Raw genomic sequence first — 24815 nt, 5'->3', positions numbered from 1 at the left:
GCGGTCACTCCTTGGTCGTGGCCCAGTAGAAGGCCGAGTGGATCGAGCCGCCGGCCGAGAAGCCCTGCACGTTCTTGCGCAGGGCGACCTGCTCGATGCGCTGGAACATCACCGCGAAGGGCGAGACCTTCTGGTGGATGCGCTGGATCTCCTCGTAGAGCTTCGCGCGCTTGTCGCTGTCCTTCTCCAGCACGGCGGCGTCGGTCATGTCGTTGACCTCGCTCGCCGGCCAGGCGTTGCGCCAGGCCAGGATGCCGGTCAGCTGGGCGTCGTCCGAGTTGTCCGGGTTGCGCGCGAAGGTGTCGGCGTTGGTGTTCGGGTCGGGATAGTCGGGGCCCCAGTCGCCGAGATAGATGTCGTGCTTGCGCGCCCGGTACTCGGTCAGGATCTCCTTGCCGGTGCCGACCCTGAGCTCTGCGGTGATGCCGGCCTTGGCCCAGGTGTTCTGCAGCGCCTGGGCGACCTCCAGCCGGTCCTGGTCGTTGCGCACGAAGATCCTGACGTGCAGGTCCTTGACCCCGGCCTCGGCGAGCAGCGCCTTGGCCTTGTCGATGTCGAGCTTGTAGGGCCGGTCGTCGATGGCGCCCAGGAAGCCCTTCGGCAGGAAGGCCTGATGGACCGTGAACTGGCCCTTCAGGAAGCTGTTCACCATGCCGTCGTAGTCGATCAGGTACTTGAAGGCCTCGACGACCTTCGGGTTGTCGAGCGGCTTCACCTTCTGGTTCAGCGAGATGTAGCGGATCTGGCCGCGCACCTCGTCCTGCACCTTGAGGTCCGGGTTGCCCTCGATGCCCTGGATGTCGACCGGCGTCAGCTTGCGCGCGACGTCGATGTCGCCGTGCTCGAGCAGCAGGCGCTGGGTCGCCGGCTCCGGCACGTGGCGCACGAAGACCCGCTTCATCGCCGGGACGCCACGCCAGTAGCTCTCGTTGGCCTCCAGCACGTAGGAGTCGATCGGCTTGAAGCTGCGCAGGTGGTAGGCGCCCGAGCCGGCCGTATGGGTCTTCAGCCAGCCGTAGCCGAAGTCGCCATCGACCTCGTGGGACAGCGCCTCCTTCTTGTCGACCACCGAGGCGACCACCGCGGTCAGGCAGTTGTAGAAGAACGAGGGCGCGTAGGGCTTGTCGGTGACGATGGTCAGCTCGTAGGGGCCGGTCGCCCGGATCATCTGGTCGACGTTCTCGGCATTGAAGCCGAACTGCGTCAGGATGAACGAGGGCGTCTTGTCCAGCTTGACCGCGCGGTGCAGCGACCAGGCCGCGTCCTCCGCGGTCACCGGATTGCCGGACTCGAACGTCAGGCCCTGGCGGATCTTGAAGGTATAGGTGACGCCGTCGTCGGCGAGCTTCCAGCTCTCGGCGATGCCGGGCACCAGCGGGCCGAGCTTCCTCGGATCGAGCTCGACCAGCGTGTCGTAGGTGTTGTTGAGGAGATCGTTGCCCGAGAACTCGAAGCTCTCGGCCGGGTCGAGCGAGACGATGTCGTCGATCTTGTCGGCGATGACCAGCGTGTCGGCCGGCGTCCCGGCCCGCGCGGCGGCGCCCCAGGCGGCCAGCCCCAGGGCGGCCGCCAAGGCCAGCGCCGCCACGGCCGTGCGGCCGGCCAGTCTTTCGATCGGCATGGTGATTCTCCCTGTTCTCTTTCCTGCGCGCGTTCGTGGCAGGAAGCCTCCGGGCCCAATTGTCGCGATGCGAGCAGGCTTGTCCAGGGATCAACCGAAGCAGCCTATGAGATTGCGACTTGTTCTCAATCGCGATACCGTCCGGCGGCCGGCTGGCTCCAGCCGGCGCCTCCGTCCACCCGACCCGGATCGTCGCCGCCATGAGGGCGCTCCTGCTGCAGGCCTACCGCGCGCACGAGCGGGACCTGATCCGCTTCCTCGCGCGGCGGCTCAGCTGCATGACCACCGCTCGGGACCTCGCCCACGACCTCTATGTCAAGCTGCACGACCTCGAGCCTCCGGCCGAGCTGCGCCACGAGAAGGCCTATCTCTTCCGCATGGCCGCCAACCTGGCCGCCGACCACCAGCGCAGCACCGCGCGCCGCGGCGCGCTGCTCGCCGAGGTGCAGTCGTTTCTCGCCGACTCTCCCGAGCGGCGGACGCCCGAGCAGATCGTCGCCGCCCGCCAGGAGGTCGAGGCGATGCGCCGGGTCGTCGAGGGGCTGCCGGAGCTGAGCCGGCGGATCTTCCGTCTCAACCGCTTCGAGGGCCGCTCCCAGAGAGAGATCGCCGCGCTCCTCGGCGTCTCCCAGACGACCGTGGAGAACCACATGCGCAAGGTGCTGTCCCGGCTGACGGAAGCGCGCACCGCCGCCGACTCCGGCGGAGACGGCGCATGACCGCGATCCGGGCCTGGGGTGAGATGCCGCGCCGGACGTCTCCCAGTGGAGGCTCCGCCATCGACCGGAGGGGAAGGCCCGCGCCATGACCGACCAGCACCCCGCCCGCCGCGAAGCGCCGGGCGAGGCCGCCCACCGCTGGATCGTCCGCCTGGCTTCCGGCGACGTCGCAGCCGACGAGCTCGACGCGCTGGAGCGCTGGCTGGCGGCCGCGCCGGGCCACCGGCACGCCTTCGAGCAGGCGCGAGCGACCTGGCGCGCCGCCGGCGCCCTCGAAGAGGCCTTCGCCGCCCCCGGCCGCCCCGCGGCGCCTGCGAAGGCACCCCGCCGAGCCCACGGCCTGTCGGCCCGTCCCCTCGCCCTCGCTGCCGCGCTGCTGGCCGCGGCGGTCGTGCTCGCAGTGCTGCTGCCCGGCCAGCGGGCCGACATCAGCACGGCCGCCGGCGAGCAGCGGGTCGTCACCCTGGCCGACGGCTCGAGCGTGACGCTGAACACCGACAGCGCCCTGGCGCTGCGCTACACGCCCGAGCAGCGGCGCGTCGTGCTGCTGCACGGCGAGGCCTTCTTCCGCGTCGCCCACGACAGCGCGCGGCCCTTCGTGGTCTCGGCGCTCGGCGGCACCGCCGAGGCCGTCGGGACGGCCTTCGCCGTGCGCCAGGAGGCGGAGCGCGTCTCGGTCGCCGTCGTCGAGGGGCGGGTCCGGGTCGCCTCGCCGGAGGCCGGCGACGCGACGCTGCTGCTCGCCCCCGGGGACAGCGCCAGCTATCGTCCCGACCGCCCGCCGCGAGCCGGCCGGCACCGGCCGCCCGAGCAGGTCGCGGCCTGGCGCGACGGCCGCATCGTCCTCGACGGCCTGCCCTTCCGCGCCGCGGTCGCGGAGCTCGCCCGCTACTTCCCCGGCCGTGTCCTGGTCGCCGGAGCGCCGGCGGTCCCGCGGGCGGTCAGCGGCGTCTTCTCGCCCCGCTCGATCGGCCGGGCCATCGCGGCCGTCGGCGAGACCCAGGGCCTGAGCAGCCTGCAGCTCGGCGACTACCTGCTGGTCCTGCACTGATTTCTCGCCCGACCCCTTGGGTTTCCTCCCGGCCCAGTCGTCATGGTCTTAGATGCGAATGATTAGCAGTCGCATATTGCACCTGCCGGCGCAGCGCGCCACAGCGAGGGGACAGGACCAGATGGGGGACAGAATCATGACGCGAGCGCGCCCGGCGCGGCACGAGGGAATCCGCAAGGCGCAGCGGCGCGGCGCGCTGCTGCTCGGCAGCGCCCTGCTCGGACTGCTGGCCGGAACGCCGGCGATGGCCGCGCAGCCGGTGCCGGGCGGCCAGGCGCCGACGCTCGCGCAGAGCGGTGAGACCTACGGCTTCTCGATCGCGGCCCAGCCGCTGGCGAGCGCGCTACGCGCCTTCTCCGAGCAGTCGGGCATCCAGGTAGCCTACGGCACCGAGGATCTCGCGGGCCTGTCGGGGCCGGCGGTCTCGGGCCGCCTGGACGCGGCCGAGGCGCTGCGGCGGCTGCTCGCCGGCAGCGGCGTCACCTGGCGCTTCACCGATCCGCACACCGTCGTGCTCGCCCGCGCCGCCTCCGACGCCGCCGTGACGCTCGGGCCGGTGGTGGTCGAGGGCAGCGGCGAGACCGCCGACGGCCCCGTCGCGGGCTATGTGGCGAGGCGCAGCGCGACCGGCACCAAGACCGACACCCCGCTGATCGAGACGCCGCAGAGCGTCAGCGTGGTCGGCAGCGAGCAGATCCGCCGCCAGCAGTCGCAGACCATCGGCGAGGCGCTGCGCTTCACGCCGGGCATCCTCGCATCCCAGGGCTTCAACCGCACCGACGACGGGCTCTACATGCGCGGCTTCCAGATCAACGACAGCTCGCTCTACGTGAACGGCCTGCGCAGCCTCTCGAACATCTACGACGGCACGACGGACCCCTACCAGCTCGAGCGCATCGAGGTGCTGCACGGCCCGGCCTCGGTGCTTTACGGCCAGTCCTCGCCCGGCGGCGTCGTCAACATGGTGACCAAGCTGCCGACGATCGACCCGCTGCACGAGATCGAGGCCCAGCTCGGCAACGACGACCGCAAGCAGGTCGCCACGGACCACGGCGGCGCGCTCGACGAGGCGGGGCAGTTCTCCTACCGCCTGACCGCGCTGGTGCGGGACAGCGGCACGATGGTCGACTACATCGACGACGACAAGGCCTTCGTCGCGCCGGCCTTCACCTGGCGGCCGGACGAAGACACCGCCCTGACCCTGCTGGCGACCTACAGCCAGAGCTCGACCGACTACTACTACGGCTTCCCGGCCGAGGGCACGGTGGTCGACAACCCCAACGGCCGCATCGCGCGCAACCGCTTCCTGGGCGAGCCGGACTTCAACAAGTGGGAGCGCAGCAGCTACAGCGCCGGCTACCGCTTCGAGCACCGCTTCGACGAGCGCTTCGAGCTGCGCCAGAACCTGCGCTACGCAGAGTTCGAGAACAACTACAACGACATCTACTTCGGCAGCTGGCTCGCCGACGAGCGCAGCGTCACGCGCGGCGCCTACTCGCGCAACGACCAGTCCAGCCTCTTCGCCCTCGACACCCAGCTCCAGGCCGAGCTGACGACGGGACCGCTGGAGCACACCGCCCTGCTCGGCATCGACTACAACCGCACGACCTTCCAGCGCGTCCAGTACAACGGCACCGTCGCGCCGCTCGACCTCTACGACCCGGTCTACGGCGCCTCGGTCACGCTGGCCTCGGCGCCGGGCACCGACAGCTACCAGCAGGGCGACCAGGTCGGCCTCTACGCCCAGGACCAGATCGCGCTGGGCTCCTGGCGCCTGCTGCTGGGCGGCCGCCAGGACTGGGCGAACGACCGCACCGACAACCACGTCACCGGCAGCTCCGCGGAGACCGACCAGAGCGCCTTCACCGGCCGCGTCGGCCTGGTCTACCTCTTCGACTTCGGGCTCGCGCCCTACGTCAGCTACGCCGAGTCCTTCGAGCCGCAGAGCGGCACCGACGCCGGCGGCGGCGCCTTCGACCCGACGACCGGCCAGCAGGTCGAGGCCGGCCTGAAGTTCCAGCCGAAGGGCGCCGACTCCTCGGTCACCCTCTCCTTCTACCACCTGACCCGGCAGAACGTGCTGACCAGCGACCCGGACAACGCCGGCTTCAGCGTGCAGACCGGCGAGATCCGCTCGCGCGGCGTCGAGCTGGAGGCGAAGCTGGCGCTGGCCGAGGGGCTGAACCTGCTGGCCGGCTACGCCTACACCGACGCCGAGGTGACCGAGAGCAACAGCGGCGACCTCGGCACCCGTCCGGAGAACACGCCGGAGCACATGGCCTCGCTGTGGGCCGACTACGCCTTCCAGGACGGCCCGCTCCAGGGGCTGCGGCTCGGCGGCGGCGTACGCTACGTCGGCGACACCGTCGACCTCTCCGCCACCACGACGGTACCGGCTTACACCGTGGCCGACGCCATGGTCAGCTACGAGACCGGGCCGTGGAGGCTGGGCATCAACGCCACCAACCTCTTCGACAAGGAGTACATCGCCGCCTGCACCTACGGCTGCTTCTACGGCGAGGGCCGGACGGTGATCGGCAGCGTGGCGCTGCGCTGGTAGGCGGCTCGGCGGCGGTCCCCGCCCCCGGGGGCCGCCGTCAGCTCTCGTAGACCGCGAGCTCGACGAGGTTGCGGTCGGGGTCGCGGAGATAGAGCGAGGTGATCGGGCCGAGGGCGCCGCTGCGCGCCACCGGCCCGAGCTCGATCTCGACGCCGAGCGCCGCCAGCTCGGCGGCCACCGCCTCGATCGGCCCCGCGACGACGAAGCAGAGGTCCAGGCTGCCGGGGATCGCGATGTCGGCGACCAGCGGCCAGACCGGGCTGGGGTAGGGATGGACGTTGATCTTCTGGCGGCCGTAGGTCAGCGCCACCCGGCCGTCGCCGAAGCTCTCCCGGGTCATGCCCAGGACCCGCCGGTACCAGGCGCAGGTCGCCTCCAGGTCGCGGGCGGTCAGGACCAGGTGGTCGAGACGCTCGACGCGGATCGCCATGACCGGGGCCGGCGCCGCTATTCGGCCGGCTGCGGCGCCGGCGCGGCCTCGCCGCCCTGTTCCTGCCGGGCGACGGCGGCGCTGCCGTCGCCCGGCAGGAACAGGGCGGCGACGAAGGCCGTCGCGGTCAGCACGCCCATCGCGACGAACAGCCAGAGGAACTCGCCGGTCCGCTCCTGGATCTCGGCGGCCAGCCAGATCGCCAGCGGCGCCGAGCCGAAGGCGAGCACGAACTTGATGCCGTAGGCGAGGCTGCGGTGCCGCTCCGGCGTGAAGCGGGCGAGCAGCATGTTCTCGGCCGGCAGCGCGCCGGTGGAGAGCAGCACGGTCAGGGTCGCGACGGCGATCAGCGGCAGGCCGGCGAAGGCGGCGACGCCGACCAGCACCGGCACCTGCAGCAGGAAGCAGCCGAGGTAGACGCGCTTCAGCGGATAGCGGTCGGCCAGGTGGCCGCCGAGGATCTGGACCAGCGAGCCGACGCCGTAGACCACCGAGACGATGGCGCCGATGCCGAAGGCGCCGTCGCCGGCGAGGTCGCGCAGGCGCAGGTCGAAGACCTTGGGCAGGGCCGCCTGGGTCGCCTGGAACACCAGGCCGACGACCAGCATGGTCCAGAGCAGGATCAGGAAGCCGCGCAGCATCGATCCGGGCGACGAGGGCGTGCCGGCCTCCGCCGCCGCGTCGCCCTCGGTGACCTCGCCGCGCAGCACGAACCAGAGCAGCAGCAGGCCGGTCGCGACGCAGAGCACGCCGGGCAGGATGAAGGCGGCGCGCCAGGACCAGAGATCGATCAGCGAGCCGGCGACCAGGCCGGCGCTGGCGACGCCGGCGCCGCCGAACACGCCGTTGAAGCCGAGCGCCTTGCCGCGCCGCCTGGCGTTGCGCACCAGCCAGGCGATGCCGACCGGATGGTAGATCGAGGCGAACAGGCCGATCGCCCCGAGCCCGACCAGCAGGGCCGTCGGCCCGTCGACCAGGCCGCAGACGATCGACGAGGCGCCGAGGCCGAGGAAGTAGACGACCATCATGCCGGTCTTGGACCAGCGGTCGCCGAGCCAGCCGGCCGGCAGGGCGGCGAGCCCGACCAGCAGAGCGCCGAGCGTCCAGAGCTTGAGCAGCTCGTGGTAGGGGATCGACCAGGACTTCTCGAGCGAGAGGAAGATGACCGCGTAGATCGCGGTGAAGAGGTGGACGTAGAGATGGCCGACGGCCGAGAAGGCGGTCGCCAGTCCGGCCGAGCGCTTGGACATCCCTTCCTCCAGCCTGTCGTTGCTGCGCGGAATCCTAGTTTCGCGCCCCGGGAGCGACAAGCCGGGGGAACGCAGCCCTGCCCCGCGGGTTTACGGAAAGAAGTTACGGAAAGCCGCCGTTCGTGGGGCGGAAAACACCCGATGCACGCCTCAGTCGTGTCACGATCTCGCCCAGATTCCCGTCGAGCATCGCAGCATGAGCATGATCGAACCCTACGCCCTGTTCACACGCGATGCGACGATCCAGGTCTTTCCGGCCTCCTTCGTCGACGCGCCCGGGAGTTCCTCGGTCGGCGAGGACGACATCGACCTCGAGCGGGTCGTCTGGGACGCGGAGTATCGCAGCGAGGTCAAGCGCCGGCTCGGCAACCCGCCGCGCCTGCCCTGACCGCGTCGGCACGGCTGCCGCCGCCGCGACGTCCTCCGTCGCGCGCCGGATGCCGCGGCCGGATGCCATGACGACGGCCCCCTTCCGGGGCCGTTCTTTTTTGACCGACGCCCCCTCTCCGCCGGCTCCACCCTTCCCCCCGGTCTCCGCGGCGCTTCCAGGCCAGAAAGTCCGGATCGCCGCCCCGGCTTGTCTCGGCGCGGTCCCGGGGTATCGTAGAGCGATCCTGGACCGCAATGGGGGCGGGGCGGTGGCGGATCGGCCGAGTGGGGCGCAGAAGGCGTGGCTGGCGCGCGGGCTCGGACAGCCCGGCGGCAAGCTGCCGCTGTTCGACGAGCAGGGCCAGCGGGTCAGCGAGCGGACCATCCGCGCCTGCCTCGACAAGGGCTGGGCCGAACCCTGGTTCGACAACCCCCTGAAGCCCGACTGGCTGGTCTGCCGCCTGACCGACCGCGGCCGCGGCCTGTTCGACTGAGCGGGGCCGCGCCCCGTCGGACCTGCGCGAGAAAGGCGGCGACGACATGAGGTGGTTCGGGCTCGCTCTCCTGGCGGCGCTGCTGGCCGGCGCCGCTTCGGTTCCGGCGCTGCCGCGAAGCCTGCAGGCCGCCGACCAGGGCGACCGCGAGTTCCGCGAGTGCGCCGACTGCCCGCTGATGGTCGGGATCCCGGCCGGCCGCTTCGTCATGGGCAGCCCGAAGCACGAGCCCGGCCGTTTCGACTCGGAGGGCCCGCAGCACGAGGTCACGATCCGGGCCTTTGCGCTCGGCAAGAACGAGGTGACCAACGCCGAGTTCCTGACCTTCCTGCGCCAGACCGGCTACCGACCGGCCCCCTGCGACCCGCAGCAGGGCCTCGCCTGGCGCTCGCCGGGCCACGGCCGGGCCTACCCGCCCGGCCAGGCCGACTCGCCGCGGCAGCCGGCGGTCTGCCTCAGCTGGCACGATGCCCGGGCCTACATCGCCTGGCTCAATGCGAAGGTGCGCAAGCTCGCTCCGGCCCGCGGCGCGCGCGACGGCCCCTACCGGCTGCCGAGCGAGGCGGAATGGGAGTATGCGGCCCGGGCCGGAACGACGACGGCCCGCTGGTGGGGCAACGCGGTCGGCGTCGGCAGGGCCAACTGCAACGGCTGCGGCAGCCGCTGGGACGATCGCCTGATCGCGCCGGCCGGCAGCTTCGCCGCCAACCCCTTCGGCCTCGAGGACATGCTCGGCAACGTCTGGCAGTGGGTCGAGGACTGCTGGCACGACAGCTATGTCGGCGCGCCGACAGACGGCAGCGCCTGGACGAGCGGCGACTGCCGGCGCCGCGTCCTGCGCGGCGGCTCCTGGAGCAACGCGCCGGCCTTCGTGCGCTCGGCGGCGCGCAGCCGCGCCGACGCCACCGGCGCCGAGTTCGACTACTCCAGCTATGCCGGTTTCCGGGTCGCGCGCAACCTGCCGTAGAGTGCGATCCGTCACCTCAGCACCTGCCGGGCGTCGAACTCCACGACCAGGTCGCGCGCAACGTCATAGGCGCCGTCCGGCAGGGCCAGCGGCGAGGACAGCAGCACGGCGTTGCGCGCGCTGAGCGCGAAGTCGCGATAGGCGGGGTCGGAGCGGTAGCGCAGGGTCTCGACCACGGAGGCCTCCCGGACGCTGCCGTCGGGGGCCAGCAGGATGCGGATCGAGACGACCCAGCCGGAGCCGCTCGCCGGCGCGCTCTTCAGGTTCCAGCGGCGCTCGACCTGGGCCCGGATCAGGTCCTTGACGGCATAGGTCGCGTCCCGCGCGGGCTGCGCGCTGCTCGCCGTGGCATTCGAGGCCCCCTCGCCCTGCTGGCGGCTCGGCTGGGCCGGGCGCGGCGGCGCCGGCTGGTGCAGCTTCGCGAGGCGCCTCAGCTTGGCGCTGAGGTCCTCGGCAGTGGAGGTGCGATGCTGCGTCCGGGCGGCGGGCCGCGGCTCGGCGCGCGCCTGCGGCTCGGCCCGCGGCAGCGCCGCCCGGCTGTCCGCCTCGGCCACGGTCGAGAGATCGGGAGCCGGCCGGGCGCGGATCGGACGGCCCGAGACCCGGCCCTGGGGCAGCTCGGTGACCGGCACGGCGGTCGCCGGGACCGGTTCGGCGAGCTCCGGCGCCCGCACCTGCGGCAGCGGCGCCGGCAGCGGGGCCGGGGGCGCGGCCGTGACCTCGCCGAGCCGGACCAGGTCGACCGTCACCAGCCTCGGCGGGGCCGGGCTGCCGGCCAGCAACGGCGGTCCGAACAGCGCGAGCAGCCCGACCACGAGGTGCAGCAGCACGGAGGCGACGAGGCCGGCGGCCGGCGCGCGGCCGGGCCCGCACGAGCGGCTCCCCGCCGACCAGCCCGTCGCTCTCGACCATCCGGGCAGCGCTCCGCCCCGCTTCGCCGTTCCAGCACCGCGCCCCGGCAGGATAGCGCCCGCGGCCGGCGGCGCCTACGCGCCGCGCTGCACCTCGTGCCAGGCGATGTACTGCTCGATCATCGGCCGCATGCCGCCGAGGTCGTAGCCGCCGGCCCGGGCCTTCTCCAGGGTGGCGTCGATGTCGGCCGCGTTGTGGCAGGTCTCGCTCAGGGCCCAGAGCGCCGTCGAGCGCGCGCCCGACTTGCAGTGCGCCAGCACCGGCCCCGGGCTGCCTTCGACGACGGCGCGGAAGCGCTCCAGCAGCTCCGGGCTCAGGCTCTGCGGAGTCATCGGCAGGTAATGGTAGGCCAGGCCGGCCGCGACGGCCGCAGCGCCCATCTCCTCGGAGGTCGGCTGCTCGGGCCCGCCCTCGCCGTCCGGACGGTTGTTGACGATGGTGCGAACGCCCAGGCCCGCGATCTCCGCCAGGTCCTCGGGCGCGATCTGCCCGGACGCGTAGAAGCCCTCGGCGATCTTGCTGTAGCTCGGCATCGGACTGCTCCTCGGCAAGCGACGGCCCGCGGCCAGCACAGGGCCGCGCCGTCGAGGCTCATCTTGGCCCATCGCGCAGGCGGCACAAGGGCCCTAGGGTGTCGCACCGCCGCCGGCCCTCCGACAAAGCGACGGCCGGCCGGAGCTGCCTCCGGCCGGCCGTGCCGTCTTTGGTCGGAGCGGCGGGATTTGAACCCACGACCCCTTGACCCCCAGTCAAGTGCGCTACCAGGCTGCGCTACGCTCCGTCGGGTCGCCGGGCGGCTGGCCGGCCGGCGAGGCCCCTCTATAGCGATCCCCATCGCCGGGGGCAATGACCCAACGGCGACCGCGAGGCCTCAGCCGTTGCGGAGCAGGTTCCGAATCTCTATCAGATCGTCAAGAATGGACTGCAACTTATTGGTATCCTTGACGATCTCCGGCTCCACCTCGGCCGTTTCCTGGGGCCGTGCGCCACCTTCGCGCAGCAGCTTCTGCACTCCCTTGATGGTATAGCCCTCGCCGTAGAGCAGCTGCCGGATGCGGCGCAGCAGCTCGATGTCCTCGGGACGATAGTAGCGGCGCCCGCCGCCGCGCTTGAGCGGGCGGACCTGGGCGAACTTGGTCTCCCAGAAGCGCAGGACGTGCTGCGGCACGTCGAGCTCCTCCGAGACCTCGCTGATCGTCCGGAAAGCGCCAGCCGACTTGCCGTTCTGCCGGGATGCAGCGGCTGCGCGCACAGACTGGCTCACCGGCTACTCCCCGTTGATGCGCTTCTTGAGCACGTGGGAGGCACGGAACACCAGCACCCGCCTCGGCAGGATCGGCACCTCCTCGCCGGTCTTGGGGTTGCGGCCGATTCGCTGACCCTTTTCGCGCACCGAGAAGGTGCCGAAAGAGGAGATCTTGACCATCTCGCCCTTGACCAGCGCGTCGGCCATTTCGTCGAGCACCGCTTCGACCAGCTCGGCCGATTCGTTACGGGACAGGCCAACCTCCTGATAGACGGCCTCACTGAGATCAGCGCGCGTGAGGGTCTGACCAGACATTTCCCGTCTCCTCGCGATTTATCAAGACCTTAAGGCAGGGCCTTCACGCGGTCAATCACCCAAGACCGCGCCGGAGGGTCGGGAATGTAAGGATCGGGTAACGAGGCTGCAGGCTCGGTGCGGCGCGGGCGACCTACCAGCGGACCAGGGCCGAGCCCCAGGTGAAGCCGCCGCCCATCGCCTCGAGCAGCACCAGGTCGCCGGTGCCGATCCGCCCGTCGCCGGCGGCCTCGGCCAGGGCCAGCGGGATCGAGGCCGCCGAGGTGTTGGCATGGCGGTCGACGGTCAGCACGACGCGGTCGTGCGGCAGGTTCAGCCGCTTGGCCATGGCCTCGATGATCCGGGCGTTGGCCTGGTGCGGCACCATCCAGTCGATGTCGCCGGGGGTCAGGCCGTTGCTCTCGAGCGCCGTGTCGATCGCCTCGGCCATGCGCACGACGGCGTGGCGGAACACCTCGCGGCCCTGCATGCGCAGGTGGCCGACGGTACGGGTCGAGGAGGGTCCGCCGTCGACGTAGAGCGCGTCGTGGTGGGTGCCGTCGGAATAGAGGTGGGTCGAGAGCACGCCGCGGTCGCCGGCATGGCCCTCGCCCGGGGCGGCGCGCAGCACCACCGCGCCGGCGCCGTCGCCGAACAGCACGCAGGTCGTGCGGTCGGTCCAGTCGAGGATCCGGCTGAAGGTCTCGGCGCCGACGACCAGGGCGCTCTTCGCCTGCCCGGCGCGGATGAAGTTGTCGGCGACCGCCAGGCCGTAGACGAAGCCCGAGCAGACCGCCTGGACGTCGAAGGCCGCGCCCCGGGTCATGCCAAGCCGGGCCTGGATCATCGTCGCGGTCGCCGGGAAGGTCTCGTCCGGAGTCGAGGTCGCGCAGACGATCAGGTCGAGCTCGTCGGGCCGCATGCCCGCGACCTCGAGGGCGCGCTGGCTGGCCGCCAGGCCGAGGTCCGAGGTCGTCTCGCCCTCGGCCGCGATGTGGCGCTGGGTGATGCCGGTGCGCTGGCGGATCCAGGCGTCGTCGGTGTCGACGATCTTCGCGAGATCGGCGTTGGTCAGGATCCTCTCGGGCAGGTAGGCGCCTTGGCCGACCACCTGGGAACGGGTCAGAGCCATGCCCACGACCGGTTCAGGACACTGCCGCGCGAGGCGCCGTACCGCTGCGGGCGGCCGCCAGCGCGGCGAAGTCGTCGCGCATGGTGTCGATGAAGCCGTGCCGCGCCAAGTCGACCGCCAGGCCGACCGCGTGGGCGAAGCCGAGCGCGTCGCTGCCGCCGTGGCTCTTGACCGCGATGCCGTTGAGGCCGAGGAAGACCGCGCCGTTGTAGCGCCGCGGGTCGACGCGGGCGCGCAGCTTGCGCATCGCCGGCCTGGCCAGCAGGTAGCCCAGGCTGGCCAGCAGCGAGTGGCGGAAGGTGGCGCGCAGGAACTCGGTGTAGAGCTTGACCGTGCCCTCGGCCGTCTTCAGCGCGATGTTGCCGGTGAAGCCGTCGGTGACCACCACGTCGACCGTCCCCTTGGCGATGTCGTCGCCCTCGACGAAGCCGTGGAACTGCCCCGGCAGCTGGATGGCGCGCAGCTGGGCCGCGGCCTCCTGGATCGCGTCGTGGCCCTTCATCTCCTCGGAGCCGACGTTGAGCAGGCCGTAGGTCGGCGCCTGCAGGCCGAGCACCGAGCGGGCGAAGGCGTTGCCCATCACCGCGAACTGCACGAGGTTGTCGGCATCGCAGGTGATGTTGGCGCCGAGGTCGAGCATCACCGACTCGCCGCGCTGGGTCGGGAAGAACGAGGCGATCGCCGGCCGGTCGACGCCCGGCACGGTGCGCAGCGCGAGCTTGGCCATGGCCATCAGCGCGCCGGTGTTGCCCGAAGAGACCACGGCCTTGGCGAGCCCGTCGCGCACCGCGTCGATGGCGAGGCGCATCGAGGACTTGCGTCCGGTGCGCAACGCGATCGACGGCTTGACGTCGCTGCCGACCGCGTCGTCGGTATGGACGAACTGGCTGTGCTCGCGCAGGCGCTTCAGCCGATTGAGCATCGGCTCGACCTCGGCGGAACGGCCGAAGATCAGGAAGTCCACGTTCGGATGACGTCGCCGCGCAATGCTGGCACCGCGCAGCACGGCACCCGGCGCGTGGTCACCGCCCATGGCATCCAGCGCTATGGTCAGGCGCCCGGTCACCGCACTCCGTCCACTGCTGAGAAAGGGCCGGCCGAGCTAGCAGGCTCGGCTCAGAACTCGTCCTTCGGCTGCAGAATCTGCTTGCCGCGGTACATGCCGCTCTTCAGGTCGATGTGGTGCGGACGGCGCAGCTCGCCGCTGTCCTTGTCCTCGACAAAGGCCGCCGACGCCAGGGCATGGTGCGAGCGGCGCATGTTGCGCCGGGACTTCGAAACCTTCTTCTTGGGAACCGCCATCGTCTTCTCTCTCTATCGGTCCGCGCCGACGGGCTGCCGGACGCCTGTTACTTAGCCAAATTGCTACAGCCGGGCAAGCCCGACCCCAGGCCGCCGCCGAACTCGCCGTCCGGCCGACCTGGAACCGGCCCTGCCCGGGCCGTCCCTCGCCTCCCTCAGCGCTGCCCGCGGTCCTTCAGGCTGGCCAGCGCCGCGAAAGGATTGTCGCTCGGCACCTCCTCTTCGTCGGAGGCGCCCCAGTCCCTCTGCACCAGCTCCGCGCCCGGCGCCCTGGGATAGGGATCGAGCGCCAGCGCGAACTGCTGGGCAACCAGCTCCCCGAGATCCAGCCGGTCGCCCTCCAGCGGCTCCGGCTCGTCGACCTCGGCATCCAGAACCACCTCGGCGGCGTCCTGTCCCCCGGCCGGCTGGAAGTCCAGCTCGAAGCCCTCGTCCAGCACCGCCGGCACCGGGCCCAGGGTGACCACGCAACGCTGCGTCGCCGCCGCGGACAGCCGGCCGGTCACCCGCACCACGCTGCCGCCACGCAGACGCCGGAGCGTCAGCTCCCCGACCAGGCGCTCGAGGCCGATCAGGCCGAAGCGCTCGGCCAGGGCCGCGCGCTCGTGCGCATCGGCCTCGACCTCGCGCCGCACCGGGCGCTCGCCGAGCTCTCTCAGATTGAAGGGGCGGGAGAACTCGCCGGCCGCCCCGGAAGCCGGGTCGCCCTGACTCATTGCAACCTACCCTCGCGCGCCGGAGAGGCGCGGAAAGTAGAGAAAGCACCCGCTCTGGTCAAGCGGCGATGCGGGCCGGCGCTCAGCCGTTCCCGGCGGGTTCCGGCGCGGCCGCGAAGGCCGGGCGCCCGGCGAGCAGCGCCGCGTCCGGCTGCCCGGCCAGCGCCTCGATCTGCCTGCGCAGGTAGGCCGCCACCGCCTCGACCGCCGCTGCCGGCACCGGCGCCCCCCGGTAGAGGTTGCGGCGCAGGGCCTCGGCCAGGGCGTCCTCGCCCGCGCTGCCGCCCCCGGCCGCCTCGCCTGCCAGCGCCCGGTCGTAGGCCTCGACCCGGCCGTAGAAGGCACGGCCCATGGCCGTGACCTTCGGCCCGACCTTCAGGTCGCCGACTCCGCTGACCCGCACCGACTGGTCCATGTCGAAGAACAGCAGGTCGAACAGCGTCTGGCTGACCGCGGCGGCCGGCGCCGGCGCCTCGCGGAGCCGGCGCATGACCAGCCAGGCATGCAGCACCAGCAGGTCGAATCGGCCGTCGACGCTGTCGGCAACCGCACAATCCCGGTAGAAGACCGGCTGCCGCGCCTGGGCGACGACGGCCTCGTAGAGGCCCCGCGCAGCAGCCTCGTGGGGGTTGCCGGGGAAGATCGGGGCGAAATAGCGCGCCTTCAGGCGGTCGAGCAGAGTCATGGCGCGCTTGAAATGGCTGGGTCGGCGGCGGTAATCAAGCATCATGAACACGACGGCCCGCCATCTGACCGCTCTTCTGCTGATCACGCCGCTCGTCGCCGGGAGCCTCGCCGGCTGCGCGGCGCGGGTCGCGGTGCGCGGCAACCTGCCGGATCCCGAGCAGGTCGCCGCGGTCCTGCCCGGCCAGAGCAGCCGGCAGGACGTCCAGCGGATCCTCGGCTCGCCCTCGACGCTGTCGACCTTCCAGGCGAACACCTGGTACTACATCGGCGAGCGGACCGAGCAGATCGCCTTCTTCCGGCCCGACGTCATCGACCGCAGCGTGCTGGTCATCACCTTCAAGGACGACGGCACCGTCGACGACACCAAGCTCTACACGGTCGAGGACGGCCAGGAGATCGCGATGGTCGACCGCACGACCCCGACCGAGGGCAACGAGCTGACGATCTGGCAGCAGCTGATCGGCAACATCGGACGCTTCGGCAGCGACAGCGGCATCAAGAAGCCCGGCAGCACCTGAGCCGGCCGGCTTCTCCCCTCGGCGAACGACTCCGACGAAGAAGGGCCCCGGCGCGATCCGGGGCCCTTCTTCGTTGCCTCGCGCCTCGGCGGCGCCCGGGCCCGGCCGAGGCCGCACCCCCGCGCTTCGGGCTGCCCCGGAAAGACGAAGGGCCCCGGGTCGCCCCGGGGCCCTTCGCCGGACCGGAAGGCTGTCGTGCGGCTACCGCGCCAGGGCGGCGAGCAGCAGCAGGGCGACGATGTTGGTGATCTTGATCATCGGGTTGACGGCCGGGCCGGCGGTGTCCTTGTAGGGATCGCCGACCGTGTCGCCGGTCACCGCGGCCTTGTGGGCGTCGGAGCCCTTGCCGCCGTGGTGGCCGTCCTCGATGTACTTCTTGGCGTTGTCCCAGGCGCCGCCGCCCGCGGTCATCGAGATCGCGACGAACAGGCCGGTGACGATGACGCCGAGCAGCATCGCGCCGAGCGCCGAGAAGGCCGCCGACTTGCCGGCCAGCCCCCAGACGACGAAGTACAGCACGATCGGCGAGAGCACCGGCAGCATCGAGGGGACGACCATCTCCTTGATCGCGGCCTTGGTCAGCATGTCGACGCAGCGGCCGTAGTCCGGCTTGGCCTTGCCCGCCATGATGCCCGGGATCTCGCGGAACTGGCGCCGCACCTCCTCGACCACCGCGCCGCCGGCACGGCCGACGGCCATCATGCCCATCGCGCCGAACAGGTAGGGCAGCAGGCCGCCGACGAACAGGCCGATGACCACGAAGGGGTTGGACAGCGAGAAGTCGATGGAGACGCCCTTGAAGGCCTCCGTGCCCTGGGCGATGAAGTACTTCAGGTCCTCGGTGTAGGCGGCGAAGAGCACCAGCGCGCCGAGGCCCGCCGAGCCGATCGCGTAGCCCTTGGTCACCGCCTTGGTCGTGTTGCCGACGGCGTCGAGCGCGTCGGTCGTGTCGCGCACGTCACCCTCCAGCTCGGCCATCTCGGCGATGCCGCCGGCGTTGTCGGTGACCGGGCCGAAGGCGTCGAGCGCGACCACCATGCCGGCCAGGGCCAGCATCGCGGTGACCGCGATGGCGATGCCGAACAGGCCGGCCAGGACGTAGGTCACGTAGATCGCCGCGACGATCACCAGCGCCGGCAGCGCGGTCGCCTCCATGGAGACCGCGAGGCCCTGGATGACGTTGGTGCCGTGGCCGGTCACCGAGGCCGAGGCGATCGACTTGACCGGGCGGAAGTTGGTGCCGGTGTAGTACTCGGTGATGACGACGATCAGGCCGGTCACGGCCAGGCCGACCAGGGCGCAGAGGAACAGGTCCGTGCCGGTGAAGGTCGTCGTGCCGTAGGTATAGGAGGTGCCGAAGCCGACGCAGACCGCGGTGACCGGGATCAGCGCCAGGACCGACAGCAGCACCGCCGCGATCAGGCCCTTGTAGAGCGCCGCCATGATCTTCTTGCTGGCGCCCAGCTTCACGAAGTAGGTGCCGATGATCGAGGTGATGATGCAGGAGCCGCCGATCAGCAGCGGATAGACCATCAGGTGCGACAGGAAGGCCTGGCCGGCGAACAGGATCGAGGCCAGCACCATGGTCGCGCCGACCGTGACGACGTAGGTCTCGAAGAGGTCCGCGGCCATGCCGGCGCAGTCGCCGACGTTGTCGCCGACGTTGTCCGCGATGACGCCCGGGTTGCGGGGATCGTCCTCGGGAATGCCTGCCTCGACCTTGCCGACCAGGTCGGCACCGACGTCGGCGCCCTTGGTGAAGATGCCGCCGCCGAGACGCGCGAAGATCGAGATCAGCGAGGCGCCGAAGGCGAGGGCGACCAGCGCGACCACCGTCTGGCGGTCCTCGATGCCGAAGCCGATCAGCTGCATGAAGCCGTAGTAGCCGGCGAGGCCGAGCAGCGCGAGGCCGGCGACCAGCATGCCGGTGACCGCGCCCGACTTGAAGGCGACGTCCAGGCCGCCCGCCAGCCCCTTGGTCGCAGAGGCCTGGGTCGTGCGCACGTTGGCGCGGACCGAGACGTGCATGCCGATGTAGCCGGCCAGGCCGGACAGCACCGAGCCGACCAGGAAGCCACCGGCTTCGACGAGGCCGAGAAAGACGGCGACCAGGATCAGGATGACCACGCCGACCATCCCGATGGTCATGTACTGGCGGTTCAGGTAGGCGCGCGCGCCCTCCTGGATGGCGGCTGCGATCTCCTGCATCCGCTGGCTGCCGGCGTCCGCCGACAGCACCGACTTGGCGGTGATCGCACCATAGAGCACGGCCAGCAGCCCGCAGGCGATGGCGATGATCAGCAGTAGGCTAGAAGACATTCGTTCCTTCCCCCGTTCCCTCGCCTCAGCGCCGCGCTTTTCCGCGGCGACGAAGGGAACCTAAAGCGTCTCCAAAAGGCTGGAATCCCCGGATTGAGGCGCGCGGAACATGGCAGAATCGGCCGGTCCGCGCAACCGGCACCCGCCGCAGCGCACAACGCGAAGAGGATCAAGCCGTTGGGCGGGGAACATCGAGCGGCCGGGGCGGTCGCCGACCCGTGCGGACGATCAGCACTTCGGCTTCGGCAGGGCCTCTAGCTCGACCAGCCGGGCGCGCAGCGCGAAGTCGCCGTAGTCGAACACGAAGTCGTCGGCGACGCCGTTGCCGTAGATCAGCACCTCCTGCTCGTGGACCGGCTCGGAGCGGCTCGGATCGGTGCTGTAGTAGGCGAGAAAGATGCGGTGCGCCTCGAGGCCGGCCAGCAGGTCGGCGCCGACCTTCGGCGCCGCGACGGGCTTCTTGCCGTCCGACCGCACCGCCGAGACCTCCGACAGGCCGTCGTCGTCGGCCGAGCCGTCGAAGACCGTGCGCCAGATCTGCTGCTGGCCCGCCTCGGCCATGGCGATCATCTCGTAGGAATGCCAAGTCGGGAAGATCGTGCCGGCCGGCAGCGGCACGTCGCGCTCGACCGGCTCGTCGAAATGCGCCGTGCCGGCCTTGCCGACCGCCTGCAGGCTGGCCCGGCCCGAGATCGTCTCGCTCTTGCGGCCGTGGTCGAAGCGGTCGATGAAGAAGCGGTAGGACGTGCCGTCCTTGGCCTCCCAGGAATCGAAGCGCCAGCCGAAGTCCAGGCTCGGCTCCTGGCCGCGCGAGACCTCCATGCGGGTCAGCTGGCGCACGGTCCAGCCGTCGCAGGCGTCGGCCCACTCGAAGCTGAGCTGGCCGCTGGCCGCCGAGACGTCGCTGCTACGCGCCCGCTCCAGGGTCAGCTCGTAGGAGGCGCGATGGGGCTGGAACCGCTCGATGGCATGCTTCAGCGCCGCCTCCTGCGGACCGGCCGCCGCCGGATTGGCGACTCCGGTCGTGACCAGCACGATGAAGACCGCCGGGAAGAGGCATCGCATCGCATCCGTCCTTCATTGGGCTCCACACCCCCTTCGACAACTACTAGGCTTGCCGCCGCGCCGTGACAAGGCACGCGGCCAGGAACCCGAGGCCCTCCGCCGCCCGCGGCCCGCAGGGCAGACCGACCCCAGCCCGCAGGGCAGACCGACCAGGGAGAAGACCATGACCGACCGTCCCCTCGTGCTCGCGACGCGGCGCCTGCCGCCCGCCGTGACCGCCCGCCTGCAGCGCGACTACCGGGCGACGCTCAACGAGTCGGACGAGGTCCACAGCCCGGACCGCCTGGTCGCCCTCGCCGAGGGCTGCGACGCGATCCTCTGCTGCAGCTCGGAGAAGTTCACCGCCGGGCTGATCGGCCGCCTGCCCGCCTCGGTCCGGGCGATCGCCACCTTCTCGGTCGGCTACGAGCACATCGACACGGCCGCGGCGCAGGCGCGCGGCATCCGGGTCACCAACACGCCCGACGTGCTGACCGACGCGACGGCCGACATCACCCTGCTCTGCCTGCTCGGCGCGGCCCGGCGCGCCTGGGAGGGCGAGGCCATGCTGCGCAACGGCGAGTGGGTCGGCTGGTCGACGACCCAGCTGCTCGGCGTCCACGTCACCGGCAAGCGGCTCGGCATCTTCGGCATGGGGCGCATCGGCCGCGCCGTCGCCCGGCGCGCCCGCGGCTTCGACATGCAGGTGCACTACCACAACCGGCGCCGGCTGCCGGCCGAGCAGGAGGAGGGCGCGACCTATCACGCCGATCCCGACGAGCTGCTCGGCCTCTGCGACTTCGTCTCGCTGAACTTCCCGGCCAGCGCCGAGACCGAGAACTTCCTCAACGCCGAACGCATCGCCCGGCTGCCCGACGGCGCGGTCGTGGTCAACACGGCGCGCGGCACGGTGGTCGACGACGACGCGCTGATCGCCGCCCTGCAGTCGGGCAAGCTCGCCGCCGCCGGCCTCGACGTGTTCCGCGGCGAGCCGAAGCTCGATCCGCGCTACCGGGAGCTGCCCAACGCCTTCCTGCTGCCGCACATGGGCAGCGCCACGATCGAGACACGCGACGCCATGGGCCTCAAGTGCCTGGACAACCTCGACGCCTTCTTCGCCGGCAAGGAGCCGCCCGACGCCCTGGTCTGAGCGTCTCCCGCTCTCGCGGGACATCGCCGGCGATGCGGCGGGGGCGATGCGGCGGGGGCGGACGATGCTCAGGCCGGCATCAGGTCCATTGCCAGCAGCGCCCGCTCCTCCGCCGTCGCGCGCAGATCCTGGAAGCGCTCGATGTAGTGGAAGGCCTCGCCGTCGCCGGGGAACAGCGGGAACCAGGTCGAGGTCGGCAGGGAGTACATCAGGAACAGCAGGTGGCGCGGGCCGTCGCCCGGCCGCGAGCCGAAGTGCAGGCAGCGGGTCGTGTCGCAGAACACCGCCGTCCCGCGCCCGCCGGTGAAGACCAGCGGCGGCTCCGGCCCCGTCGCCTGGGCCAGTTCCTCGTCCGGCACGCGGCCGATGCCGTAGTCCGGCCGGGCGTGGAACAGCCGCTCGGTCCGGTCGGCCGGCAGCGCCGTGAAGGGGCCGCTGCGCTCGCCGACCTCGTTCAGGTAGATGAAGACCTTGACCTGGGTGATGTCCTCCGGATCGACGTGCCAGTACTGGCTGGAGTTCTTCTCCATCCGCTCGTTCGGCGAGACGTTGACCGTCGCCGAGAAGAGGATCGGCATGGCGCCCAGGTAGTCGATCACCGGAACCAGGATGTGCGGGTCGCAGGCCAGCTTGCGGATCGCCGAATCGTAGCCGATGCGGTTGTCGCCGACATTCAGGGTCTCCTCCGCCGAGACGGTGAAGATCATCGCGTTCTTCAGCGGCAGTCCCTCGTAGGGCGGCAGGGCCGCGACGAAGGCGGCGGCCTCGTCGAGACCGGCCTCCAGCACCGGCGTTGCCGGCAGCCGGCCGGCCGCGCAGCCCGTGACCGGATCGATGCGGATCGCCTCTCCCGCCAGCGCCGGCCGGTGGCGCTCGAGGTAGGCCCGTCCCATCTCGGCGCGGGCGGCCATCAGGTCGCGGCGGGTCTGGCGGGCCAGGTGGTGGTAGAAGACCCGATCGCCGCGCGTCCCGCGCTTGCGCACCTCGGCCCGGTTGACCGGCGCGCCGGCCAGGTCCAGGCGGACGTCCGGTCCCTCCAGGTACAGCGCGAGGTTGCGGGTGCTGTTGGCCGGCAGCAGCAGCTCCTCGGCCTTCAGGCGTTCCTTCTCCGCCTGCCGGGCGGCCCTCTCGGCCTGCCTGGCCGCCTTCCCGGACCGTGCCCGGGCTTCGGCCTCTTCCCGCAGGCGCTGCTTTTCGGCCAGTCGGGCAGCCTTCCCGGCCTGCCTGCGCGCTTCCTTTCGCCGCAGATGCAATTCGCCGCGGAGCTTTTCGAGAATCGCCATCACCTCGCCCCCCGAGATGCAATGCGCTTCTACCTTTAGGGGAGAATGCCAATCGGCCGGCGACGACTCAAGGACTCTCGCGCACCGAGCCGCGCAACGCGCCCGCCGAAGGCTGCCCGACGGGCCGGAACCCGGCCGCGACTCGGGCGTTACGGCAGCATCCTATGCGCCGGCGACGCCGGCCTGGGCTCAACCGGAACGGCGGGGCGTGGCCCCCATCGCGCCCCGCCTCCCGATCGCCCGCCTCCCGATCGCCCGGCGGTTGCCGCCGATCGGGCCGCTCAGAGCGGCTCCAGCACCAGGATCTCGCAGTCGTCGCCGGCGGCCTGCTCCGACGGGGGCCGCATGTAGGGCGCGCGGCGGCGCGCCAGGATGCGCAGGCGCCCCGCCGACTCCAGCACCTCGAAGCGCCGCAGGAAGCCGCCACCGTCGTCGCGGCCACCGCCGGGGCCGCTCCCGGGGCCGAGGCGGATGCAGGGCACGATGCGGCCGCCCGGGCGGACCAGGCGCAGCAGCTCGTCGAGGGCCGGAACGGCGATATGGCTGACCGAGAAGACGCCGACGCCGACGGCCGCGTCGTAGGCGTGATCCGGCAGGTCCAGCCCGGCCAGCAGGTCCCCGGCGAACAGCCGGCGGTAGACGCCCTTGGCCCGCGCACGCTCCAGCATGGCCGGCGAGAGGTCGACGCCGTCGATCGCCGAGAAGCCGTGCCCGGCCAGCGCCGCGCCGACCAGGCCGGTGCCGCAGCCAATGTCGAGCAGGGCCGCCGTCCGGTCCGGCAGGGCCTCCGCGACGACCTTCGCGGTCTCGACCGGCCCGACGTAGCCTTTCGCGCCGAGCAGCTCGGCGTCGTAGTCCGCCGCCCAGTCGTCGTAGAGCGCGCGCGTGTCCTCGGGGCCGGTCAGGCGGCGCGCACGCCCGACCCGGTCCGGTGTCCGGTCGGGCGCGGGGTCGGGACCCGGTTCGGCGGACATGGCTCGGCCTCCTGGATCACAGGAGGCCGAGCCTAGCACGGTGAGGGTCTGCCGGTCGCCGGCCGGCGGGAGCGCGCGGCTCAGGCCGCCCGGAGCTTGGAGAGGAAGCGGCCGAGCGCCTGGTCGAGCGCCACCGACTGCTCGGCGACCCGCTCGGAGGCGAGGCGCATCTCCCTGGCCGCGCTGCCGGTCTCGGCCGCGACCTGGCTGGCGCCGACGACGTTGCGCGAGACCTCCTCGGTGCCGACGGCGGCCTCGCTGATGTTGCGCACGATCTCGTCGGTCGCCGAGCTCTGCTCGCTGACCGAGCCGGAGATGTGGCCGGCGATCTCGCTGACCTTGCCGACGATGCCGGTGACCGTCTCGATCGCCGCGACCGACTGGCTGGTCTCCGACTGGATCGCGCCGATCTGCTGGGAGATCTCGTCGGTCGCCTTGGCGGTCTGGGTCGCCAGGTTCTTGACCTCCGAGGCGACCACGGCGAAGCCCTTGCCGGCCTCGCCGGCGCGGGCTGCCTCGATCGTCGCGTTCAGGGCGAGCAGGTTGGTCTGCTCGGCGATCTCGCTGATCAGGTTGACGACCTCGCCGATCCGCTCGGCGGCACGCGCCAGCGACTGGATCTGCTCGTTGGTGCCGTTGGTCGTGGTCACGGCCTCCTCGGTCATCCGGAGCGATTCCTGCGCCTGGCGCCCGATCTCGGCGATCGAGGCCGTCAGCTCCTCGGCCGCGCCGGCGACCGCCTGGACGTTCGCCGAGGCCTCCTCGGACGCCGAGCCCGCCGCGGAGATCTGGCGGGCACTGCCCTCGATCGCCTCGGCGATCGCGTTGACGTGGCGCTGCATCGTCTCGGTCGCCCCCTTCAGGCCGTCGACGACCGCCTTGATGCTGCCTTCCAGCTCCTCGGCCATGGCGAGCAGGTCGGCGCGCCGCGCCTCGGCGTTGCGGGCCTCATCCTCCTGCTGGCGCTGGCGCAGGGCCTGCACCTCGAGGGCGTTGTCCTTGAACACCTGGACCGCCCGGGCCATCTCGCCGACGTCGTCGCCGCGCTCGCGCTCCGGCACCTCGGTCTCCAGCTCGCCGGCGGCCAGGCGCGACATCGCCCCGGTAATCACCGCCAGCGGCCGGCCGATCAGGCGGCCGGCCGTCACGGTCAGCAGGATCAGCAGCAGGCCGACGCCGGCCAGCGATACCAGCACGCTCTGCCAGGCGGCGTCGGTGACGGCCTGATCGAGCGCCGAGGTGCTCCAGGCGATTGCCAGAGTGCCCAGGCGCTTGCCCTGCTTGTCGGTCCCGGCGGGCACGGCGATCGCGATGTGCTCGCCGTCCTGCGCCTTCCAGACGCCGTCCTTGGCGTCGGCCGACTGCTTCGCGGCCTGGCCGAGGTCCATCGGCGGCAGGCGGTCGGAGTCGTAGTGCGTCACGACCTCGCCGGCGGCGTTGAAGGTCCACAGCGAGGCGATCGCCGAATCGGGCCGGTCGGTGAGCGGCCGGTAGACCTCCTCGATCGCCTCGGGCTTGTTCCAGCGGATGCCGCCGGAGACGTTGCCCGCGACCAGCTGCGTCACGGTCAGGAACTTGTCCTCGCCCTGCTGGAGCAGCGTCTGCTGGGCGCGCAGCAGGCTGACCGCCGCGACGGCGGCGAAACCGATCACCACGGCGACGGCGACGGCCAGCGTCAGCTTGCGCGCGACGGTGAAGCGGGGCCGGCGAATGCCGGGGGAAGATGCTTCGGTCATCTCGATACTCCCTGTCCGAGATTCCGGCCGGGCGGGCGCCC

The 24815-nt window shown here is 71.7% G+C and carries 25 protein-coding genes and 1 tRNA gene; 8 read left to right on the top strand and 18 right to left on the bottom strand.

Annotated elements, in window-relative coordinates; translation table 11 throughout:
* Positions 1-4: 4 nt before the first annotated feature.
* Positions 5-1621, bottom strand: coding sequence for an ABC transporter substrate-binding protein (locus B9O00_RS17715; RefSeq protein WP_085124036.1), 1617 nt, complete (start codon positions 1619-1621; stop codon positions 5-7).
* A gap of 200 nt (positions 1622-1821) precedes the next feature.
* On the opposite strand from B9O00_RS17715, the gene B9O00_RS17710 reads away from it, so the two are divergent.
* From B9O00_RS17710 to B9O00_RS17700, 3 genes are all read left to right on the top strand, one after another.
* A complete protein-coding gene (locus B9O00_RS17710; RefSeq protein WP_085124035.1) occupies positions 1822-2340 on the top strand; it encodes an RNA polymerase sigma factor in 519 nt (172 codons plus the stop codon).
* 85 nt (positions 2341-2425) lie between these two features.
* The gene (locus B9O00_RS17705; RefSeq protein WP_085124034.1) at positions 2426-3391 is read left to right on the top strand and encodes a FecR family protein; all 966 of its coding nucleotides are present in this window, start codon (positions 2426-2428) and stop codon (positions 3389-3391) included.
* 136 nt (positions 3392-3527) lie between these two features.
* A complete protein-coding gene (locus tag B9O00_RS17700; RefSeq protein ID WP_085124033.1) occupies positions 3528-5951 on the top strand; it encodes a TonB-dependent siderophore receptor in 2424 nt (807 codons plus the stop codon).
* Positions 5952-5988: 37 nt separating this feature from the next.
* Here B9O00_RS17700 and B9O00_RS17695 read toward each other — a convergent pair whose 3' ends face one another.
* Together B9O00_RS17695 and B9O00_RS17690 are read right to left on the bottom strand one after the other, a co-directional pair.
* A complete protein-coding gene (locus B9O00_RS17695) occupies positions 5989-6381 on the bottom strand; it encodes a VOC family protein (protein ID WP_085124032.1) in 393 nt (130 codons plus the stop codon).
* Between the two features lie 17 nt (positions 6382-6398).
* Positions 6399-7631: an MFS transporter gene (locus B9O00_RS17690; RefSeq protein WP_085124031.1), complete on the bottom strand. Its 1233-nt coding sequence runs from the start codon at positions 7629-7631 to the stop codon at positions 6399-6401.
* A 196-nt stretch (positions 7632-7827) separates the two neighbouring features.
* Here B9O00_RS17690 and B9O00_RS17685 point away from each other — a divergent pair, with 196 nt between their 5' ends.
* From B9O00_RS17685 to B9O00_RS17675, 3 genes are all read left to right on the top strand, one after another.
* Entirely contained in the window at positions 7828-8019 is a 192-nt protein-coding gene (locus tag B9O00_RS17685) for a hypothetical protein (protein ID WP_085124030.1), read from the top strand.
* 226 nt (positions 8020-8245) lie between these two features.
* Complete coding sequence (locus tag B9O00_RS17680) at positions 8246-8494, top strand: hypothetical protein (protein ID WP_085124104.1); 249 nt, start codon at positions 8246-8248, stop codon at positions 8492-8494.
* Positions 8495-8540: 46 nt separating this feature from the next.
* Positions 8541-9461 (top strand): formylglycine-generating enzyme family protein, encoded by a 921-nt coding sequence (locus B9O00_RS17675; protein WP_085124029.1) that lies wholly within the window; start codon positions 8541-8543, stop codon positions 9459-9461.
* Positions 9462-9472: 11 nt separating this feature from the next.
* Here the strand turns inward: B9O00_RS17675 and tolA are convergent, their stop codons facing one another.
* The 10 genes from tolA to B9O00_RS17625 form a co-directional block, all read right to left on the bottom strand.
* Positions 9473-10291: a cell envelope integrity protein TolA gene (gene tolA, locus B9O00_RS17670; protein ID WP_085124028.1), complete on the bottom strand. Its 819-nt coding sequence runs from the start codon at positions 10289-10291 to the stop codon at positions 9473-9475.
* A 156-nt stretch (positions 10292-10447) separates the two neighbouring features.
* Positions 10448-10906 (bottom strand): protein tyrosine phosphatase family protein, encoded by a 459-nt coding sequence (locus tag B9O00_RS17665; protein WP_089229594.1) that lies wholly within the window; start codon positions 10904-10906, stop codon positions 10448-10450.
* Positions 10907-11077: 171 nt separating this feature from the next.
* Positions 11078-11154, bottom strand: a tRNA-Pro gene (locus B9O00_RS17660).
* 90 nt (positions 11155-11244) lie between these two features.
* Entirely contained in the window at positions 11245-11637 is a 393-nt protein-coding gene (locus B9O00_RS17655) for a MerR family transcriptional regulator (protein WP_200808551.1), read from the bottom strand.
* 3 nt (positions 11638-11640) lie between these two features.
* Positions 11641-11934 (bottom strand): integration host factor subunit alpha, encoded by a 294-nt coding sequence (locus B9O00_RS17650; RefSeq protein ID WP_085124025.1) that lies wholly within the window; start codon positions 11932-11934, stop codon positions 11641-11643.
* Between the two features lie 133 nt (positions 11935-12067).
* Entirely contained in the window at positions 12068-13045 is a 978-nt protein-coding gene (locus B9O00_RS17645; RefSeq protein ID WP_085124024.1) for a beta-ketoacyl-ACP synthase III, read from the bottom strand.
* A gap of 13 nt (positions 13046-13058) precedes the next feature.
* Complete coding sequence (plsX, locus tag B9O00_RS17640) at positions 13059-14111, bottom strand: phosphate acyltransferase PlsX (protein ID WP_085124023.1); 1053 nt, start codon at positions 14109-14111, stop codon at positions 13059-13061.
* A gap of 50 nt (positions 14112-14161) precedes the next feature.
* Positions 14162-14347: a 50S ribosomal protein L32 gene (gene rpmF, locus B9O00_RS17635; protein ID WP_085124022.1), complete on the bottom strand. Its 186-nt coding sequence runs from the start codon at positions 14345-14347 to the stop codon at positions 14162-14164.
* Between the two features lie 155 nt (positions 14348-14502).
* Positions 14503-15063 (bottom strand): YceD family protein, encoded by a 561-nt coding sequence (locus tag B9O00_RS17630; protein ID WP_085124021.1) that lies wholly within the window; start codon positions 15061-15063, stop codon positions 14503-14505.
* Positions 15064-15145: 82 nt separating this feature from the next.
* Positions 15146-15748, bottom strand: coding sequence for a ubiquinol-cytochrome C chaperone family protein (locus B9O00_RS17625; protein WP_085124020.1), 603 nt, complete (start codon positions 15746-15748; stop codon positions 15146-15148).
* Between the two features lie 43 nt (positions 15749-15791).
* Between B9O00_RS17625 and B9O00_RS17620 the strand changes: the two genes are divergently transcribed.
* A complete protein-coding gene (locus B9O00_RS17620) occupies positions 15792-16268 on the top strand; it encodes an outer membrane protein assembly factor BamE (RefSeq protein WP_085124019.1) in 477 nt (158 codons plus the stop codon).
* A gap of 201 nt (positions 16269-16469) precedes the next feature.
* Here the strand turns inward: B9O00_RS17620 and B9O00_RS17615 are convergent, their stop codons facing one another.
* Together B9O00_RS17615 and B9O00_RS17610 are read right to left on the bottom strand one after the other, a co-directional pair.
* The gene (locus B9O00_RS17615; protein ID WP_085124018.1) at positions 16470-18587 is read right to left on the bottom strand and encodes a sodium-translocating pyrophosphatase; all 2118 of its coding nucleotides are present in this window, start codon (positions 18585-18587) and stop codon (positions 16470-16472) included.
* Between the two features lie 228 nt (positions 18588-18815).
* Positions 18816-19652 (bottom strand): EipB family protein, encoded by an 837-nt coding sequence (locus B9O00_RS17610; protein ID WP_085124017.1) that lies wholly within the window; start codon positions 19650-19652, stop codon positions 18816-18818.
* Positions 19653-19815: 163 nt separating this feature from the next.
* Here B9O00_RS17610 and B9O00_RS17605 point away from each other — a divergent pair, with 163 nt between their 5' ends.
* Complete coding sequence (locus B9O00_RS17605) at positions 19816-20781, top strand: 2-hydroxyacid dehydrogenase (protein WP_085124016.1); 966 nt, start codon at positions 19816-19818, stop codon at positions 20779-20781.
* Between the two features lie 68 nt (positions 20782-20849).
* On the opposite strand, the gene B9O00_RS17600 is transcribed toward B9O00_RS17605, so the two are convergent.
* From B9O00_RS17600 to B9O00_RS17590, 3 genes are all read right to left on the bottom strand, one after another.
* Entirely contained in the window at positions 20850-22064 is a 1215-nt protein-coding gene (locus tag B9O00_RS17600) for a hypothetical protein (protein ID WP_085124015.1), read from the bottom strand.
* A gap of 281 nt (positions 22065-22345) precedes the next feature.
* Complete coding sequence (locus B9O00_RS17595) at positions 22346-23038, bottom strand: class I SAM-dependent DNA methyltransferase (RefSeq protein WP_085124014.1); 693 nt, start codon at positions 23036-23038, stop codon at positions 22346-22348.
* Positions 23039-23118: 80 nt separating this feature from the next.
* A complete protein-coding gene (locus B9O00_RS17590; RefSeq protein WP_085124013.1) occupies positions 23119-24774 on the bottom strand; it encodes a methyl-accepting chemotaxis protein in 1656 nt (551 codons plus the stop codon).
* Positions 24775-24815 lie beyond the last annotated feature (41 nt).

Source organism: Tistlia consotensis USBA 355, from assembly GCF_900177295.1.
Lineage (GTDB): Bacteria > Pseudomonadota > Alphaproteobacteria > Kiloniellales > DSM-21159 > Tistlia > Tistlia consotensis.
This window is presented reverse-complemented; position numbering and strand designations above follow the sequence as displayed.

Bases quoted from the DNA above. Each gene is read 5' to 3' on its own strand.
- B9O00_RS17685 (WP_085124030.1), top strand. From the start codon at position 7,828: ATGAGCATGATCGAACCCTACGCCCTGTTCACACGCGATGCGACGATC.
- B9O00_RS17605 (WP_085124016.1), top strand. From the start codon at position 19,816: ATGACCGACCGTCCCCTCGTGCTCGCGACGCGGCGCCTGCCGCCCGCC.
- B9O00_RS17600 (WP_085124015.1), bottom strand. From the start codon at position 22,064: ATGGCGATTCTCGAAAAGCTCCGCGGCGAATTGCATCTGCGGCGAAAG.
- B9O00_RS17675 (WP_085124029.1), top strand. From the start codon at position 8,541: ATGAGGTGGTTCGGGCTCGCTCTCCTGGCGGCGCTGCTGGCCGGCGCC.
- rpmF (WP_085124022.1), bottom strand. From the start codon at position 14,347: ATGGCGGTTCCCAAGAAGAAGGTTTCGAAGTCCCGGCGCAACATGCGC.
- B9O00_RS17700 (WP_085124033.1), top strand. From the start codon at position 3,528: ATGACGCGAGCGCGCCCGGCGCGGCACGAGGGAATCCGCAAGGCGCAG.
- B9O00_RS17645 (WP_085124024.1), bottom strand. From the start codon at position 13,045: ATGGCTCTGACCCGTTCCCAGGTGGTCGGCCAAGGCGCCTACCTGCCC.
- B9O00_RS17615 (WP_085124018.1), bottom strand. From the start codon at position 18,587: ATGTCTTCTAGCCTACTGCTGATCATCGCCATCGCCTGCGGGCTGCTG.
- B9O00_RS17590 (WP_085124013.1), bottom strand. From the start codon at position 24,774: ATGACCGAAGCATCTTCCCCCGGCATTCGCCGGCCCCGCTTCACCGTC.
- B9O00_RS17595 (WP_085124014.1), bottom strand. From the start codon at position 23,038: ATGTCCGCCGAACCGGGTCCCGACCCCGCGCCCGACCGGACACCGGAC.
- B9O00_RS17695 (WP_085124032.1), bottom strand. From the start codon at position 6,381: ATGGCGATCCGCGTCGAGCGTCTCGACCACCTGGTCCTGACCGCCCGC.
- B9O00_RS17620 (WP_085124019.1), top strand. From the start codon at position 15,792: ATGAACACGACGGCCCGCCATCTGACCGCTCTTCTGCTGATCACGCCG.
- B9O00_RS17690 (WP_085124031.1), bottom strand. From the start codon at position 7,631: ATGTCCAAGCGCTCGGCCGGACTGGCGACCGCCTTCTCGGCCGTCGGC.
- B9O00_RS17710 (WP_085124035.1), top strand. From the start codon at position 1,822: ATGAGGGCGCTCCTGCTGCAGGCCTACCGCGCGCACGAGCGGGACCTG.
- B9O00_RS17715 (WP_085124036.1), bottom strand. From the start codon at position 1,621: ATGCCGATCGAAAGACTGGCCGGCCGCACGGCCGTGGCGGCGCTGGCC.
- B9O00_RS17665 (WP_089229594.1), bottom strand. From the start codon at position 10,906: ATGCCGAGCTACAGCAAGATCGCCGAGGGCTTCTACGCGTCCGGGCAG.
- B9O00_RS17650 (WP_085124025.1), bottom strand. From the start codon at position 11,934: ATGTCTGGTCAGACCCTCACGCGCGCTGATCTCAGTGAGGCCGTCTAT.
- B9O00_RS17630 (WP_085124021.1), bottom strand. From the start codon at position 15,063: ATGAGTCAGGGCGACCCGGCTTCCGGGGCGGCCGGCGAGTTCTCCCGC.
- B9O00_RS17705 (WP_085124034.1), top strand. From the start codon at position 2,426: ATGACCGACCAGCACCCCGCCCGCCGCGAAGCGCCGGGCGAGGCCGCC.
- B9O00_RS17625 (WP_085124020.1), bottom strand. From the start codon at position 15,748: ATGACTCTGCTCGACCGCCTGAAGGCGCGCTATTTCGCCCCGATCTTC.
- B9O00_RS17610 (WP_085124017.1), bottom strand. From the start codon at position 19,652: ATGCGATGCCTCTTCCCGGCGGTCTTCATCGTGCTGGTCACGACCGGA.